The sequence below is a fragment of the Mycobacterium conspicuum genome, assembly GCF_010730195.1.
Classification (GTDB): Bacteria; Actinomycetota; Actinomycetes; order Mycobacteriales; family Mycobacteriaceae; genus Mycobacterium; species Mycobacterium conspicuum.
On record NZ_AP022613.1, the window covers coordinates 2880102 to 2896087 of the forward strand.

The window sequence follows — 15986 nt, forward strand, 5'->3', positions numbered from 1 at the left end:
CATACGGGCTGCTAATGATCGCGCATCGCGCCGACCAAGTCCTCCACCAAATCCTCCATCGCGACCATCGCGACCAATTGCCCCGCCTCGCCGGTGACCAGCGCCAGATGGCTGTTGCTGCGCCGCATCCGGGACAGGGCATCGACCAACGGCAATGACTCGGGGACCCGCGGCAGGGGCCGCACCAGCGCCGGGTCGATGACGGTCGCCGGGTCGTCGCCCAGCGTCAGCACGTCCTTGATGTGCAGGTATCCGATGTAGCCACCGTCGCGGCTGATCACCGGAAAGCGGGAGTAGCCGGTCTGGGCCAGGGCCGCTTCCACCGCGCCGACGGTCGGCCCCGAGCCGGAATCCGCGACCTGGATCGCGTGGATGTCGGCCAGCGGGCGCGCGACGTCGGCCACCACCCTGGTGCGGATCTGCAGCGCCCGGGTCAGCCGGGTGTGTTCCTCGGCGTCCAGCAGCCCCTCGGACACCGACTCGGCGATCATCTCGGACAGTTGGGCCGGGGATACCGTGCTGTCCAGCTCGTCTTTCGGCTCCACCCGCAGCCCGCGCAGCACCGCATTGGCGCACTGGTTGTAGAACCCGATGAACGGTCGAGCTATCCGCACATAGGCCAGGTAGGGCGGTACCAGCAGCATCGCCGTCCGCTCCGGGCCGGCCAGGGCGATGTTCTTCGGCACCATCTCGCCGAGCAGCACATGCAGCGTCACGACGATCGCCAGGGCGATCGCGAACGCCAGCGAGTGCGCCAGCGCCGGGTGCATCCGGGTCAGCGCGAACGATTCGCGCAACAGGTCGGCGACCGCCGCCTCGCCGATCCGGCCGAGCAGGATGGAGGCCACCGTCACGCCGAGCTGCGCGCCCGCCAGCATCGACGACAGCTGCTCACCGGCCCGGATCACGGTGACCGCCCTGGCCTTGCCCTGCTCGGCCAATGCCTCGAGGCGGTCGCGTCGGGCCGAAATCAGCGCGAACTCGGCGCCCACGAAAAACGCGTTGGCCGCGATCAGCAGGATCGCCGCCAGCACGCCCAGCGCTTCGTGCATCAGCGGCCCAGCTCCGAGTTGGCTTCGTCGTGGCTTTCCGGCCGAGCGCCCAGTTCGGTCAGCTCGAGCAGGTCGATCCGGCGGCCGTCCATCCGCAACACCGTCGCCCGCCAGCGCATCGACTCGTCGGGCAGGCCGTCCGCGTCGAGGGCGGGCAGCTCGACCGTCTCCCCGGGCTCGGGGATGTGGCCGAGCTGTTCGAGCACCAGGCCGCCGATGGTCTCGTATTCGCCCTCGGGGCCCCGGTATCCGGTCTCGGTGGACACCTCGTCGATGCGCAGCAGGCCCGACACCCGCCATCCGCCGCCGGCGGCCACCACGTCCGGGGTGGCGTCGTCGTGCTCGTCGCGCACATCGCCGACGATCTCTTCGATCAGGTCCTCGATGGTCACCATGCCGGCCGTACCGCCGTACTCGTCGACGACCAGCGCGGTCTGCAGCGGGTTGGCGCGGATTTCGGCCATCACCGCGTCGCCGTCCAGTGTCGAGGGCACCACGGGAACCGGCTTGACGACCGAGGTGAGCAGGGTGCTCGCGCGATCGGCCGGCGGTATCTGGAACACCTGCTTGACGTGCACGATGCCCACGGTCGAGTCGAGGTCGCCGTCGACGAGCGGAAATCGGGAGAACCCGGACTCCGCGGCGGCCGCGATCAGGTCGGCGACGGTGTCGTCGGTCTGCAGCGCGACGACCTCCGTGCGCGGCGTCATCAGTTCCTCGGCGGTCAGCGTGCCGAACTGCAGCGACCGACGCACCAGCGACGCGGTCGCAAGGTCCAGGGACCCGCTCCGCGCCGACGTCCGCACCAGCGACAACAGCTCCTGCGCCGAGCGGGCCGAGCGCAGCTCCTCGGCGGGCTCGATGCCGAACCGGCGCACGATCCAGTTCGCCGCCCCGTTGGTGGCCCGGATGGCCGGGGTGAGCAGCGCCGAAAACACCAGTTGCGGGCCGACGACGGTGCGGGCGGTGCGCAGCGGACGCGCGACCGCCAGGTACTTCGGGACCAGCTCGCCGAACACCATCGACACCGAGGTGACGATCACCAGCGCCACCACCGCCATGATCGTGTCGGCCACCGGATCGGACATCCCCATCGCGTCGAACCAGGGATGCGGCAGGTTCGCCACCAGCGGTTCGGTGAGGTAACCCGTTACCAGCGTGGTGATCGAGATGCCCAGCTGCGCGCCCGACAGCTGAAACGACAGCCGCTGCTGTGCGCGCTGGATGAAGCGGTCCCGGCGCCTGCCGCTGCGGGCGTTGGCCTCCACGGTGCTGCGGTCCAGCGCGGTGAGCGAGAATTCGGCCGCGACGAACAGCGCGTTGCCGAAGATGAGCACCACGATGGCCAGCACGCTGACGGTGGTGATGGACAGACCCACGGCCGGCTCAGCTCATCCCTATCGCTCGATGTCACGCAACATGCTAGCGAAACGTTTGCCACAACTTCCGGCGCCGTCACGGACAGAGGCGTCACCAGCCGGTGGGCAGCGGGTGACCCTCGGCGTAGCCGGCCGGCGACTGCACGCCGACGACGGCCCGCTCGTGCAGCTCCGCCAGGCTGGAGGCGCCGACGTAGGTGCAGGTGCTGCGCACGCCGGAGGTGATGTGGTCGAGCAGGTCCTCCACGCCGCCGCGATCCGGGTCCAGCCCCATCCGGGCCGTCGAGATGCCTTCCTCGAACAGCGCCTTGCGCGCGCGGTCGAACGCGGTGTCGACGGCGGTGCGCGCGACCACCGCCCGCTTGGACGCCATGCCGTAGCTCTCCTTGAACGGCCGGTCGTCGCGGTCGCGCATCAGGTCCCCGGGCGACTCGTAGGTGCCGGCGAACCACGAGCCGATCATCACGTTCGACGCCCCGGCGGCCAACGCCAGCGCCACGTCGCGCGGATGGCGAATCCCGCCGTCGGCCCACACGTGACCGCCGAGTTCGGCTGCCGCAGAAGCGCATTCGAGCACCGCGGAGAATTGCGGGCGGCCGACGCCGGTCATCATCCGGGTGGTGCACATCGCGCCCGGTCCGACGCCGACCTTGACGATGCTGGCCCCGGCGGCCAGCAGATCCCGGGTGCCCTCGGCCGACACCACGTTGCCCGCGGCCAGCGGGACGTCGAGGCCCAACTCGGAAAGAACCTCCGCCACCGCCTTGATCGCGGCCAGCGTCTTGGCCTGATGCCCGTGAGCGGTGTCGATGACGAGCACGTCGACGCCGGCTTCGGCCAGCGAGCGCGCCTTGGCGCCGACGTCGCCGCTGATCCCGACGGCCGCGCCCACCCGCAGCCGCCCGCGCGCGTCGGTGGCCGGGGTATAGAGGCCGGCGCGGATGGCGCCAGTGCGGGTCAGCACCCCGGCCAGCGTGCCGTCGGCGTTGGTCACCACCGCGACCCCGATCGGGGCGTGCTCGAGCAGGTCGAAGATCTTGCGCGGCTCGGTGCCCACCGGTGCGGTGACGAAGTCGGTGATCGCGACGTCGCGCACCCGGGTGAAGCGGTCGACGCCCAGGCAACTGGCTTCGCTGACCAGCCCGATGGGTCGCCCCTCGAAGAGCACCACCGCGACACCGTGGGCGCGCTTGTGAATCAGGGCGGTCGCGTCGGACACCGAATCGTCGGGCTCCAGCACCACCGGGGTGTCCCAGACCAGGTCACGGCTTTTAACGAACCCCACCGTCTGCTGCACGGCCGTGATCGGAAGATCTTGCGGCAGAACGACAATGCCGCCGCGACGCGCGACCGTCTCGGCCATCCGCCGTCCCGCCACCGCGGTCATGTTGGCCACCACCACCGGGATCGTGGTCCCCGAGCCGTCGGCGGAAGACAGATCGACGTCGAACCGCGAGTCGACGTCTGAGCGGTTGGGCATGATGAAGACGTCGTTGTAGGTCAGGTCGTACCCGGGCGAGTGCCCGTTCAGAAACCTCATCGCTGTCGGCTTGCCCCCTAACTAGACCGGCACTTCGCTGCGGTCCCCGCTCCACAGCGTGTGGAACTTCTTGCTCGGCTCCTCGTCGGTGCGCCCATAGGTGTGCGCACCGAAGAAGTCCCGCAAACCCTGGGTCAACGCGGCGGGCAACCGTTCGGTGCGCAGCGCGTCGTAGTAGGACAGGGCCGAGGCGAAACCCGGAATCGGGATACCCAGTTGGGTCGCGGTCACCACCACACGTCGCCAGCCGTCGACGGCGGCCTCGATCGCGCTGCGGAAATACGGCGCCACGATCAGCGTCGCCAAATCCGGGTCGGAGTCGTACGCCTCCTTGATGCGGTTGAGGAACTTGGCCCGGATGATGCAGCCGCCGCGCCAGATGGTGGCCAGGTCGCCAGGCGTGATGCCCCAGTCGTATTCGGCGCTGCCGGCCTGAATCTGGTTGAACCCCTGGGCGTAGGCGATGATCTTCGACGCGTAGAGCGCTTGACGGACGTCCTCGATGAACTGGGCCGCGTCGCTCGGCCGGCTGCCCAGCCCGCCCGACGCCAGCCCAGTGGTGGCCTTGCGCTGGGCCACCGAACCCGACAGCGCGCGGGCGAAGACGGCCTCGGCGATGCCGGTGACGGGCACACCAAGGTCCAGGGCCGACTTCACCGTCCAGCGGCCGGTGCCCTTCTGCTCGGCCTCGTCGAGGATGACGTCGACGAGCGGCTTGCCGGTCTTGGCGTCGGTTTGGCGCAGCACTTCGGCGGTGATCTCGATCAGGTAGCTGTCCAGATCGCCCTTGTTCCATTCGGCGAAGACGTCGGCGATCTCGGGGGCGGTCTTGCCGAGCCCGTCGCGCAGCAGCTGGTAGGCCTCGCCGATGAGCTGCATGTCGGAGTACTCGATGCCGTTGTGCACCATCTTGACGAAGTGCCCGGAGCCGTCGGGGCCGATGTGGGTGCAGCACGGCACGCCGTCGACGTGCGCCGAGATCTCCTCGAGCAGCGGGCCCAGCGACTTGTAGGACTCGGCGGGGCCGCCCGGCATGATCGACGGCCCGTTCAGTGCGCCCTCCTCGCCGCCGGAGATCCCGGCGCCGACGAAGTGCAGGCCGCGCTCGCGGATCGCCTTCTCGCGGCGGATGGTGTCGGTGTAGAGCGCGTTGCCGCCGTCGATGATGATGTCGCCCTCTTCCATCGCTTCGGCGAGCTCGTTGATGACGGCGTCGGTCGGGTCGCCGGCCTTGACCATGATGATCACCCGCCGCGGCTTTTCCAGCGCGTCCAAAAATTCCTCGATGGTCTCCGACCGGACGAACTTGCCCTCGTCACCGTGCTGCTCTAGCAGGGCATCGGTCTTGGCGACCGAGCGGTTGTGCAGCGCCACCGTGTAGCCGTGGTGGGCGAAATTGCGGGCGAGGTTCGACCCCATCACCGCCAGGCCGGTAACGCCGATCTGCGCCGTTCCCGTCTTCGATCCATCGGACTTTTGGGCACTCATGGTTCTGCCTCTCAGGTTGCAGAGCATTCTCGACACGCCGTCGGATCACACTGTGGCACAGCCGACTCCGACTGGCATTCCGGGGTGTTTAGACGTTGAACAGGCGGCGCAGCTCGGTGAGCCACGGTACGGCCACCGCCACGGTGGGCACCACGAAGACGCCGACCGCGGCCAGGTACGCGGCCGCGGCCAGCACCGCGCTGTTGCCGCGCCCGGACAGCCGACGCACCCGCAGCACCGCGTTGGGCCCGTTCGCGGCCAACGCGCCGGACGGCGCCCGTCCGGACGCGCAGGCGACCAATGCCCGAGCCAGGGGAGTGCGCCCGGTGGCGCGCACGGCGGCGTCGTCGGCGAGCAACTCGACGAGCAGTTGCACCGCGCGCAGCGCGTTGGCGCTGCGGACGAATCGCGGGAAGGCGGCGTGCGCCGCGGTGAACGCCTCGAGGACCAGGTCGTGGCGGGCGCGCAGATGGGCCCGCTCGTGGGTGAGGATGGCCGCGACTTCGGCGTCGGTGAGCGTGTTCAGCGTTCCCTCGCTGACCACCACTCGGCTACGCACGCCCGGCAGGCAATAGGCAAGGGGTTGCGGGACGTCCAGGACCCGCAGATCGCGCGTGTTCGCGCGCGCCTGCGCCAGGGCCGCATCGTGGCCGACGCCGACCAGGTCCACCACCATGCGGTGATGCGCGCGCCGTCGCCGATTGGCGATGGCCACCCGCGCCAGCGCCACCATCAGCCGGACCCCGATCAGCACCGTCAGCGCGAAGACCGCGATGTATGCCGTCCACAGCGGCCACCCGAGCCGGTCGGCCGCGCCGACGATGCTGGCGGTCGGCCGGCCGTCGGGGCCGGGCATGAGCACCCGAGTCGCGATCGCGATGCCCGCGCTGAACGCCGAGAAGACGGCGGCCAGGGCGACGGCCTGCCATAACACCATCGCGGCGCGGGGCGCGCGCAGCGGCCACGTCGCTCGGGCTAACAGGGCCGGTACCGGGCCGACCAGTAGCACCGCGAGAACGGTGAATACCAGCGCGGACACGGTGTAAGTCTCCCTTACTCCTCCGCAGTAACGCCAACCGACGGCGTATTACGTTGCGCGGCTTCCAATTCCGCGAGGGCGCGGCGCAGCGCGTCGGCCTCGTCGGCGCCGACACGCTCGACGAAATTCACCAGCGCGGCCTGCCTGCCCCCCTTGTCCTCGGCCTGGGCCAGCGCGTCCACCATCAGCCCGGCCACCAGTTCGTCGCGGCCGTGCACGGGGGCGTAGCGGTGGGCGCGGTCGTCGCGCAGCTGCGACACCAGATTCTTTTTCGCCAGCCGCTGCAGCACGGTCATGATCGTCGTGTAGGCGAGGTCGCGTTGTGCCGACAGCGCTTCATGCACCTGCCGGACCGTCTGCGGCTCCGGCGTGGACCAGAGGTGGTCCATGACAGCGCGTTCTAAATCTCCGAGCCGCGTCAGCTTGGCCATTGGTTCGTTCCATCTCCCGAAAGTTGGTGTCCAGCGTACTCCGGCTTACTACCGACTGTCGTATGCAAGGCCCGAGGGGTTCCCGTCAGTATGCCGCAAAAACGCTTGCAAAATTAGGGAAGCCTTGCCTATGCTAATCCACGATCGAGCGACTATGACCGCAGCGGCGTCCTGAGGGCTGCAGTGACCCCGGGTCTACTCGATCGGCGAGCCCCGTGCCCTATACGCACGGGGCTCGCCCGTGTCTGGAGCGCGCGCATTACCGCGAACCGAACCAGGCTGCGAATTCCGGCGCGGATTTTCGCAGCACGGTTCGGCTCGCGTGCGGTGCTGGTGTGATGGTGTAAACACAAGGACGTGCAGCCGCCGGAAGCGATCATCCCGCCTGATTTCACCGCGCCGTTCGACCAGGAATTGGGGCTGCGGTTCACCGAGCTCACGCCCGACGGCGCTCGCGCCCAGCTGGAGGTCACGCCCAAGCTGCTGCAGCCGATGGGCCTGGTTCACGGCGGCGTGTACTGCTCGATCATCGAGAGCATGGCCAGCGTGGCGGCGTTCACCTGGCTGAACTCCGGCAACGGCACGGGCGGCAACGTCGTCGGCGTGAACAACAACACCGACTTTCTGCGTTCCATCGGCTCGGGAACGGTGTACGGGACCGCGGAGCCGATCCACCGCGGTCGCCGCCAGCAGCTGTGGCTGGTGACGATCACCGACGACGACAGCCGGGCAGTGGCCCGCGGGCAGGTGCGGTTGCAGAACCTCGAGGCTTAGAGCGGGATTAGCTGGCGGCCCTGGTGGCGGCCGCATCTCGTGCCTCGGCGGCCAGCTCGGCCAGCTGTTCGAGCCGCGTCCGGGCAAACGCCTGCTGTTCGGTGATGGCCAGCTGACCCCGGTGCGTGCTGACGAACGTCACCGTCCAGGACAGCAGCGTGCTGACCTTGGTCTTGAATCCGACCAGGTAGACCAGGTGCAGCACCAGCCAGGCCAGCCAGGCGATAAAGCCGCTGAACTCCAGCGGGCCGATCTTGGCGACCGCCGAAAACCGCGACACCGTCGCCATCGAGCCCTTGTCGAAGTACTGGAAGGGTTCGCGTTCGGCGGGATCGGCGCCGGCCAGTTCGGCCTTGACGATGTTGGCGACATACTTGGCGCCCTGGATGGCGCCCTGCGCCACCCCCGGAACGCCTTCGACGGCGGCCATGTCGCCGACGACGAACACGTTGGGATGTCCGGGGACCGACAGATCGGGAAGCACCTTGAGCCGGCCGGACCGGTCCAGTTCGGCGGCGGATTGTTCGGCGAGGTCGCGGCCCAAACGGCTGGCCTGGACTCCGGCAGACCACACCTTGCACGCCGACTCGATGCGCCGCTCGGTGCCGTCGGGGTCCTTGACCGTGATGCCGGTGCGATCGACGCCGGTGACCATGGCGTTGAGCTGGACTTCCACGCCCATCTTTGCCAGCCGCGCGGCCGCGCGCTGGCCGAGCTTTTCGCCCATCGACGGCAGCACCGCGGGGGCGGCGTCGAGCAGGATCACCCGCGCCCTGGTGGTGTCGATGCGCCGGAAGGCACCCTTCAGCGTGTGGTCGGCCAGCTCGGCGATCTGCCCGGCCATTTCCACTCCGGTGGGCCCGGCGCCGACCACGGTGAACGTCAGGAGCCGCTGGCGGCGCTCCGGGTCGTTGGACCGCTCGGCCGCCTCGAAAGCGCTCAGGATGCGGCCGCGCAATTCCAGGGCGTCGTCGATGGATTTCATGCCGGGCGCGAACTCGGCGAACTGGTCGTTGCCGAAGTAGGACTGGCCGGCGCCGGCGGCGACGATCAGGGTGTCGTAAGGCGTGTCGTAGGTGTGGTCGAGCAGTTCGGAGACGACGGTCCGGTTGGCGAGGTCGATGTGGGTGACGTTGCCCAAAAGCACCTCGACGTTGCGCTGCCGGCGCAACACCACGCGGGTTGCCGGGGCGATCTCGCCCTCCGAAAGAATGCCGGTGGCCACCTGGTACAGCAACGGCTGGAACAGGTGATGCGTGGTCCGGGCGATCAATTTGACGTCGACGTCGGCGTGCTTGAGTTTCTTTGCTGCATTCAGCCCGCCGAACCCTGAACCGATGATGACCACGCGGTGGCGACGCGGCGCTTCAGCTGTGCCTTCTGGCTGGGGGCTCATTTCGGGCTGCTCCTGACGAGGTCTCCTCGGTGCGCGAATGCAGTTAGCTAGTAACCCTTCTCAGCCTAGTCAAACGCGGTCGGCAACCCCAAGCCGCGGGCGTGTGTCATCAGCCACAACGAGGGCCCGCCACGGCCTGGGTTACACGCCCAGCAGCGGGCGCACCGCCTCCGCGACCGCGGTGATCACTCCGGGCGTGTGGCCGTTGGGCAGGTTGATGATCACTCCGCCGATGCCGACGTCGAGAATTTTGGCCTGGATCTGGTCGGCGATCTGGGCCGCGCCGCCGGCGATCCGGCGCGGGCTCGCTTTCGCCTGGTCGAAGTTCTCGTCGAAGATCACGGTCAACATCAGGCTCGTCTCGAGCGTCGCGGGGTCCCGGTCGGCCTCGTCGCAGCGGGCCTTCAGCGCGTCCATCTTGCGCGGCAGATCGTCAAGGGACGCAATGATATTGAGATGGTCGAAGTAGCGCGCGGCGAGTCCAAAGGTCTTCATTTCACCGCCGCCGCCGATCATCAGCGGAATGTGGTCGCGGAAGCGGGGATTCGCCATGGCCTCGCTGGCTCGGTACCACTTGCCCGAGAACGTGGGACGCTCGCCCCTGATCATCGGCAGGATGATCTGCAGGGCTTCGTCGAGCCTGTTGAACCTGTCGGTGAAGGTGCCGAATTCGAATCCGAGTTGGTCATGTTCGAGTTGGAACCAGCCGGCACCGATACCCAGGATCGCCCGGCCCTGGCTCACCACGTCGAGCGTGGTGATGATCTTGGCCAGCAGCGCCGGGTTGCGGTAGGTGTTGCCGGTGACCAAGGTGCCCAGCTGCAGGCGCTGCGTGGCGGTCGCCAGCGCGCCCAGGGCGGTGTAGGCCTCGAGCATCGGCTCCTCGGGCGGCGCGATCACCGGCAGTTGGTAGAAGTGGTCCATCACGAACAAGGAGTCGTAGCCCGCCGCCTCGGCCTCCTGGGCTTGGGCGATCACCGTCGGGAAAAGCTTTTCCACACCGGTGCCGTAGGAGAAGTTGGGGATCTGGTAGCCCAGCCGAATAGTCACGGCTTCCACCGTAGCTTTCGGCGCTATTGGAGAAAGAGAGCGCTCAGGCGAACTGGGTCAGTGCGCCATGGCTGACGTGCAGCGTCTGACCGGTGATGTGGCGCGCGCCGGTGGTGGTCAAAAACAGTGCCAGCCGGGCGACCTCGGCCGCGACCGATGGCGGCGTCCGAGACAGGCCGTCGTAGCCGGGCTGGACGCCGCGCCCGCAGGCGATGGCGTTGACCGTGATGCCGCGGGTTCCGTACACGCCCGCTTGCCCGGTGACCCAGCTCGACAGGGCGGCCTTGATCGCGGCGTCGGCGCTTCCCGCGGGCGGGTTTTCGGCCATCACGGTGATAATCGAGCCCCCGGACCGCAGGTAATCACCGAGGGCCTGCACCGTCAGCACCGCCGAGAGCACCGTCGCGTCCAGCGTGTTGCGCCACGCATTGGCGGTATCGGACAGCGCGTAGGTGCGGGGGTCGCCCGCGTCGAAGCTCGGCGCCGGCACGTGGACGATGGTGTCCAGGTGATGCGGGAACACCCCGCGAACCTCACTGAGGCTGGCCGGATCGGTGGTGTCGCAGACGATCCCGTCCACGTCGAGCTCTTTGGCAGCGACCTCCAGGTCACCGCGACGGGCACCCAACAGGGTTACCTTGTGGCCGTCGTCGCGGAAGCCCTCGGCGACCGCGCGCCCCAGGTCGGTATCGCCGCCGGTGACCAAGACCTCCACTGCGATGACCTCCTCGCGTTCGGTGTCGAACTCAGATCCTGGCAGTTCAGGGGTCCGCCGCCGGGGATCTCAGCGTGTTATGGCATCAATCGACGTTGATGTTACTGGACAGTAGCTATTTAAGGAAATCTTAATCGCGCGACGCGCGGATGATTTTTCGTAACTATTCGGCCATCACTTAGTACCGTCGCCGCGAACATGGCCCGGTTAGGGTTTGACTCGTGCTTCGGATCGGCGTGCTGACGGGTTTGTCGACGATGCTGGTGGCTGGCCTGCTGGGCGCAACGGTCGCGTGCAGCTCCACATCGCCGCCGTCTGCCCAGTCCTCACACCCCTCGGCACCCTCGCAGGCATCCGGGACGATCGTCGTTTTCGCGGCGGCGTCGTTGAAGCCCTCGTTCACCAAGATCGGTCAGCAGTTCAAGGCCGACAATCCGGGCAGCGACGTCAATTTCGAGTTCATGGGCTCCTCCGAGCTGGCGACTCAGTTGACGCAGGGTGCGACGGCGGATGTCTTCGCATCAGCGGATACCGCGCAGATGGACACGGTCGTCAAGGCCGGCCTGGTAAACGGCAACCCGACGAACTTCGCCGCCAACACGTTGGTCATCGTCACCGCGCCGGGCAACCCGAAACAGATCGGATCCTTCGCCGACCTGAATAAGCCCGGGCTCAACGTGGTGATCTGCCAGAAGCCGGTGCCGTGCGGATCGGCGACCCAGCGCGTCGAGGACAGCACCGGGGTCCAGCTGCACCCGGTCAGTGAGGAACTCAGCGTGACCGACGTGCTCAACAAGGTCACCACCGGGCAGGCCGACGCGGCGCTGGTTTACGTGACCGATGCGCTCAGCGCCAAAGACAAGGTGACGACGGTGAAGTTCCCCGAGGCGGCGGGCGCGGTGAACGTCTATCCGATTGGGGTGCTGAAGAAGGCCCCCCAACCGGCGCTGGCAAAAAGGTTCGTGGCCTTGGTGACCGGCGACGCCGGCCAGAACATCCTGGCGCAGGCGGGGTTTGCCAAGCCCTGACGGGTGGCCAGGTCACGCCGAAGGGCTCGCAACTCGGGTTGATGCCGATCTGGCGCGGCTAAATCAAGCTCCAATGGAAAGCCAGCAAAGGACACACCAGACGCCTACAATTAGCTGGTTCTGACGGCCGGGGACCGCCGGGCTCCTGACAACCAGGGGGGCTTGCGAGTAGGTGGTCGATATGTCGTGTGTGATCGCGGCTCCGGAACTAGTGCAGGCGGCAGCGGCTGACGCGGCGGGCATCGGCTCGTCGCTCAGCGCGGCCAGCAGTGCCGCAGGGGCGCCGATAACGGCGGTCATGAGCGCGGCTGCCGACGAGGTGTCGACGGCCGTCGCTGCGCTGTTTTCCAATCACGGCAAGGACTTTCAAGCGCTTAGCGCTCGGGCGGCGGTGCTTCATAGCCAGTTTGTGCAGGCCCTCAATAACGCCGCGAGCGCCTATGCGGCCGCCGAGGCGGCTAATGCGTCACCCTTGACAGCCGCGGTGCAGGGCGCTCAGAGCTTGGCGGTGTTCTCACCCGTGAAGGACATGACGGGGCGACCGCTTGTCGGCAACGGCGCCAACGGCGCGAACGCGAGCACCCCCGGCGGCTCTGGCGGTAAAGGCGCGGACGGCGGGTGGCTGATCGGTAACGGCGGCAACGGAGGGGCAGGCGCAAGCCAGCTTTTCGGAACCGGCGGTAACGGCGGGGCCGGTGGAGCAGCGGGCCTGTGGGGCCACGGCGGCAACGGCGGCGCCGGAGCCGTCGGCGGCGTCATCGGCCAAGGCGGTAACGGTGGCGCCGGCGGGGCCAATGGCTTGATCGGCGGCGGAAACGGCGGGAACGGCGGCGCCGGCGGGCGGGTGGGCGGGCTCGCCCGGTGGCTCCGGCGGGGCCGGCGGGGCCAACCGGCAACTGTTGTCGCTCCACGGCGTCGGTGGGGCCGGCGGGGCCGGCGGCGCCGGTGGCACGGGTCTGCCGGGCGCCGCGGCCAACCCCGTCGGGGAGACCGGCAAACCTGGCGGGGCCAGCGGTGATGGTGGGGTTGGCGGCGCCAACCAAGCGTGGCTAGGCGGGACCGGCGGGGCGGGCGGGGCCGGCGGAAACGGCGGCAACGGCGGGCAGGGCGGCGCGGGCGACCCCACCGTTGGCGGGAACGGCGGAGCCGGTGGGGTTGGCGCAACCGGTGGAGCCGGTGGGGCGGGCGGCGCCGGCGGAGGGTTGTTTGGGCACGCCGGAAACGGCGGTCACGGCGGCCTCGGCGGCACCGGCGGCGCCGGCGGATCCAACGGCACCGTCAACGCTTCCGCCATCAGCGGCAATGGCGGAAATGGCGGCGCCGGCGGGGCCGGCGGGGCCGGCGGCGCCGCTAGCACGACCGGAACCAACGGCACCGGCGGCGCCGGCGGCAACGGGGGTGCCGGCGGCACCGGCGGAACCACCTCGACCGGAACCTTTTTCGGCGGTGGCGGCGGCGGCGGAGGCGCCGGCGGCACGGGCGGCAACGCCGGCACCGGTGGCAGCGGCGGCAACGCCGGCACCGGCGGCAACGGCGGCGCCGGTGGCAACGGCGGCAACGCCCACCTCAACCTCAGCCCCAATGTCGCGTCGGGCGGCCTCGGGGGCGGTGGCGGGAACGGCGCAGCCGGCTCGGGCGGCATCGGCGGCTCCGGCGGAGCCGGCGGCGGAGGCGGCGCGGGCGGCACCGTTAACTCCGGGGGTCAAGCGTGGGGCGGGGGCGGCGGTGGCGGCGGTGGTGCCGTCGCCGGCCGCACCGGTGGTCACGGCGGCGCCGGCGGCGGTGCGGTCGGCGTCATCGGCGGCGTCCCTGCCGCTCCCAGCGGGGGCGCCGGTGGATCGGGCGGCGCAGACACCGGCGGTGGTGGGGGCGGCGGCGCCACCGTCGACCCCACCGTTGCGCCGCCGCCGGGCTTGGCGGGCAACGGTGGGGCCGGCGCCGCCGGCGGCGCTGGCGGCACCGGTGGCCAGCGCGCCACAGGCGGTACCGAAAACAACAGCGGAGGCAACGGCGGCGCAGCCGGCAATGGCGGCGCGGGTGGCCTAGGCGTAGGCGGCGTCAACGATGGCGGCAACGGCCAACACGCCTAACTCGACCACGCCGTATCTTTGGCTCACTGTTCTTGATTTGACGATCTCCTGCGTTCTGGCGGTTAGGGTCTTCGGATTAGCAAGCGTCGCAGCGAACTACCCCGTTGGGTGTACCTCCCCGCCGCGGTGGGGACGCTCTTTGTGGTGCTGCCGCTGCTGGCGGTCGCGGTCAAGGTCGACTGGCCGAATTTCTGGTCGCTGATCACCAGCGACTCCTCGAAGACGGCGCTGCTACTCAGCCTTAAGACCGCCGCGGCCAGCACTACGCTGTGCGTCCTGCTTGGCGTTCCGATGGCGCTGGTGCTGGCCCGCAGCCGCGCGCGCCTGGTGCGCTTGTTGCGCCCGCTGATTCTGCTGCCGCTGGTGCTGCCCCCGGTCGTGGGCGGCATCGCGCTGCTGTATGCGTTCGGCCGGCTCGGACTCATCGGGCGCTACCTCGAGGCCGCCGGCCTTTCCATCGCGTTCAGCACGACTGCAGTCGTGTTGGCGCAGACGTTCGTCTCGTTGCCGTTTTTGGTGATCTCCCTTGAGGGGGCCGCCCGCACCGCCGGAGCCGACTACGAAGTGGTGGCGGCCACGCTCGGCGCGCGACCCAGCACCGTCTGGTGGCGGGTCACCCTCCCGCTGCTGGTGCCGGGCATGCTGTCAGGGGCCGTGCTGGCGTTCGCCCGCTCGCTGGGGGAGTTCGGCGCGACGCTGACGTTCGCCGGTTCCCGGCAGGGCGTCACCCGCACGCTGCCGCTGGAGATCTATCTGCAACGGGTCAGCGACCCGAATGCCGCTGTGGCCCTGTCGATTCTGCTGGTCGCGGTGGCCGCGGCGGTGGTCTTGGGGTTGGGCGCGCGCAGCCTGACCGGAAGCGATCCGACGTGAGCGAATTGCAGCTTCGCGCGGTGGTGGCCGAGCGCCAGCTGGATGTGGAGTTCTCGGTGGGCGCCGGGGAGGTACTGGCCGTGCTGGGTCCCAACGGCGCGGGCAAATCCACCGCACTGCACGTCATCGCCGGGCTGGTCCACCCGGACGCGGGTCGCGTGCGCCTGGGCGACCGGGTGTTGACCGACACCGAAACCGGGGTGAACGTGCCCACGCATGACCGGCGCGTCGGACTGCTGCTGCAGGACCCGTTGCTGTTCCCGCACATGAGCGTCGCCGCCAATGTCGCGTTCGGGGCGCACAGCCGGGGCGGAATGGCCCGGCTGTTTGCGCGCACTAAGGACAAGGCGACCGCGCTGCGCTGGCTGCGCGAGGTGGACGCCGAGCAGTTCGCCGACCGCAAGCCGCGCCAGCTGTCCGGCGGTCAGGCCCAGCGGGTGGCGATCGCGCGGGCGCTGGCCGCCGAACCCGCGGTGCTGCTGCTCGACGAGCCGCTGACCGGGCTCGACGTCGCGGCGGCCGCGTCAATCCGGGCGGTGCTGCGCGCCGTGGTCAGCCGCAGCGGCTGCGCCGTCATCCTGATCACCCACGACCTGCTCGACGTGTTCACCCTGGCCGATCGGGTGCTGGTCCTCGAATCGGGCAAGATCGCCGAGATCGGGGCCGTCGCCGACGTGCTCGCCGCGCCGCGCAGTCATTTCGGCGCTCGCATCGCCGGCGTCAACCTGGTCAACGGCACCATCGGCCCGGACGGTTCGCTGCGTGCCCGGTCGGGTGTGCACTGGCACGGGATTCCGGCCCCCGAGCTTGCCGAAGCGCTCCCGGAGGGACACGACGGCGTCGCGGTGTTTCCGCCGACGGCGGTGGCCGTCTATCGGGACGAACCGCACGGCAGCCCCCGCAACACCGTCGAGCAGACCGTCGCGGAGCTGGATGTGCGGGGAGCCGCGGTGCTGGTGCGTGGTCCCGAGCAGCCCGATGGGGCGCCCGGTCTGGCCGCCGAGATCACTGTCGAGGCCGCCGCGGAGCTGCGGCTCACCCCCGGGGATCGCGTGTGGTTCAGCGTCAAAACGCTCGAGGTGGCGCTGTACCCGATGGCGCACCGATGAGCTGCGTCGCGATCCGGAAAAC

Annotated in this window: 13 protein-coding genes and 1 pseudogene; 5 read left to right on the plus strand and 9 right to left on the minus strand. The window is 69.4% G+C overall.

From position 1 onward, the window contains the following. Positions 1 to 11: 11 nt before the first annotated feature. The 6 genes from G6N66_RS13355 to G6N66_RS13380 form a co-directional block, all read right to left on the minus strand. On the minus strand, positions 12 to 1052 hold the full coding sequence (locus tag G6N66_RS13355; protein WP_085231000.1) for a hemolysin family protein: 1041 nt from the start codon (positions 1050 to 1052) through the stop codon (positions 12 to 14). Next, a complete protein-coding gene (locus tag G6N66_RS13360; RefSeq protein WP_085230999.1) occupies positions 1052 to 2431 on the minus strand; it encodes a hemolysin family protein in 1380 nt (459 codons plus the stop codon). Before G6N66_RS13360 ends, G6N66_RS13355 begins: the two co-directional genes overlap by 1 nt. A gap of 91 nt (positions 2432 to 2522) precedes the next feature. Then, positions 2523 to 3971: a GuaB1 family IMP dehydrogenase-related protein gene (locus G6N66_RS13365; RefSeq protein WP_085230998.1), complete on the minus strand. Its 1449-nt coding sequence runs from the start codon at positions 3969 to 3971 to the stop codon at positions 2523 to 2525. A 21-nt stretch (positions 3972 to 3992) separates the two neighbouring features. Further along, positions 3993 to 5459 carry an NADP-dependent phosphogluconate dehydrogenase gene (gene gndA, locus G6N66_RS13370; protein ID WP_085230997.1) on the minus strand — a complete coding sequence of 489 codons (1467 nt, stop codon included), beginning with the start codon at positions 5457 to 5459 and terminating at the stop codon, positions 3993 to 3995. 88 nt (positions 5460 to 5547) lie between these two features. Beyond that, positions 5548 to 6498 (minus strand): M56 family metallopeptidase, encoded by a 951-nt coding sequence (locus G6N66_RS13375; RefSeq protein WP_085230996.1) that lies wholly within the window; start codon positions 6496 to 6498, stop codon positions 5548 to 5550. Between the two features lie 14 nt (positions 6499 to 6512). Beyond that, positions 6513 to 6929: a BlaI/MecI/CopY family transcriptional regulator gene (locus G6N66_RS13380; protein WP_085230995.1), complete on the minus strand. Its 417-nt coding sequence runs from the start codon at positions 6927 to 6929 to the stop codon at positions 6513 to 6515. 357 nt (positions 6930 to 7286) lie between these two features. Between G6N66_RS13380 and G6N66_RS13385 the strand changes: the two genes are divergently transcribed. Beyond that, a complete protein-coding gene (locus G6N66_RS13385; protein WP_085230994.1) occupies positions 7287 to 7703 on the plus strand; it encodes a PaaI family thioesterase in 417 nt (138 codons plus the stop codon). Between the two features lie 7 nt (positions 7704 to 7710). On the opposite strand, the gene G6N66_RS13390 is transcribed toward G6N66_RS13385, so the two are convergent. The 3 genes from G6N66_RS13390 to G6N66_RS13400 form a co-directional block, all read right to left on the minus strand. Next, complete coding sequence (locus G6N66_RS13390) at positions 7711 to 9099, minus strand: NAD(P)/FAD-dependent oxidoreductase (protein WP_085230993.1); 1389 nt, start codon at positions 9097 to 9099, stop codon at positions 7711 to 7713. Positions 9100 to 9240: 141 nt separating this feature from the next. After that, entirely contained in the window at positions 9241 to 10149 is a 909-nt protein-coding gene (locus G6N66_RS13395) for an LLM class F420-dependent oxidoreductase (RefSeq protein WP_085231018.1), read from the minus strand. Positions 10150 to 10192: 43 nt separating this feature from the next. Further along, entirely contained in the window at positions 10193 to 10870 is a 678-nt protein-coding gene (locus tag G6N66_RS13400; RefSeq protein ID WP_085230992.1) for an SDR family oxidoreductase, read from the minus strand. A gap of 215 nt (positions 10871 to 11085) precedes the next feature. On the opposite strand from G6N66_RS13400, the gene modA reads away from it, so the two are divergent. The 4 genes and pseudogenes from modA (at position 11086) to G6N66_RS13425 (ending at position 15964) form a co-directional block, all read left to right on the plus strand. Next, on the plus strand, positions 11086 to 11892 hold the full coding sequence (modA, locus tag G6N66_RS13405) for a molybdate ABC transporter substrate-binding protein (protein WP_085230991.1): 807 nt from the start codon (positions 11086 to 11088) through the stop codon (positions 11890 to 11892). Between the two features lie 181 nt (positions 11893 to 12073). Further along, a pseudogene (locus tag G6N66_RS30425) lies at positions 12074 to 13982 on the plus strand (PE family protein). Positions 13983 to 14057: 75 nt separating this feature from the next. Next, positions 14058 to 14855 (plus strand): ABC transporter permease, encoded by a 798-nt coding sequence (locus G6N66_RS13420; protein ID WP_179968349.1) that lies wholly within the window; start codon positions 14058 to 14060, stop codon positions 14853 to 14855. Continuing rightward, complete coding sequence (locus G6N66_RS13425) at positions 14852 to 15964, plus strand: sulfate/molybdate ABC transporter ATP-binding protein (protein WP_085234456.1); 1113 nt, start codon at positions 14852 to 14854, stop codon at positions 15962 to 15964. The genes G6N66_RS13420 and G6N66_RS13425 overlap by 4 nt, the downstream gene beginning before the upstream one ends. The last annotated feature ends 22 nt before the right edge of the window (positions 15965 to 15986 follow it).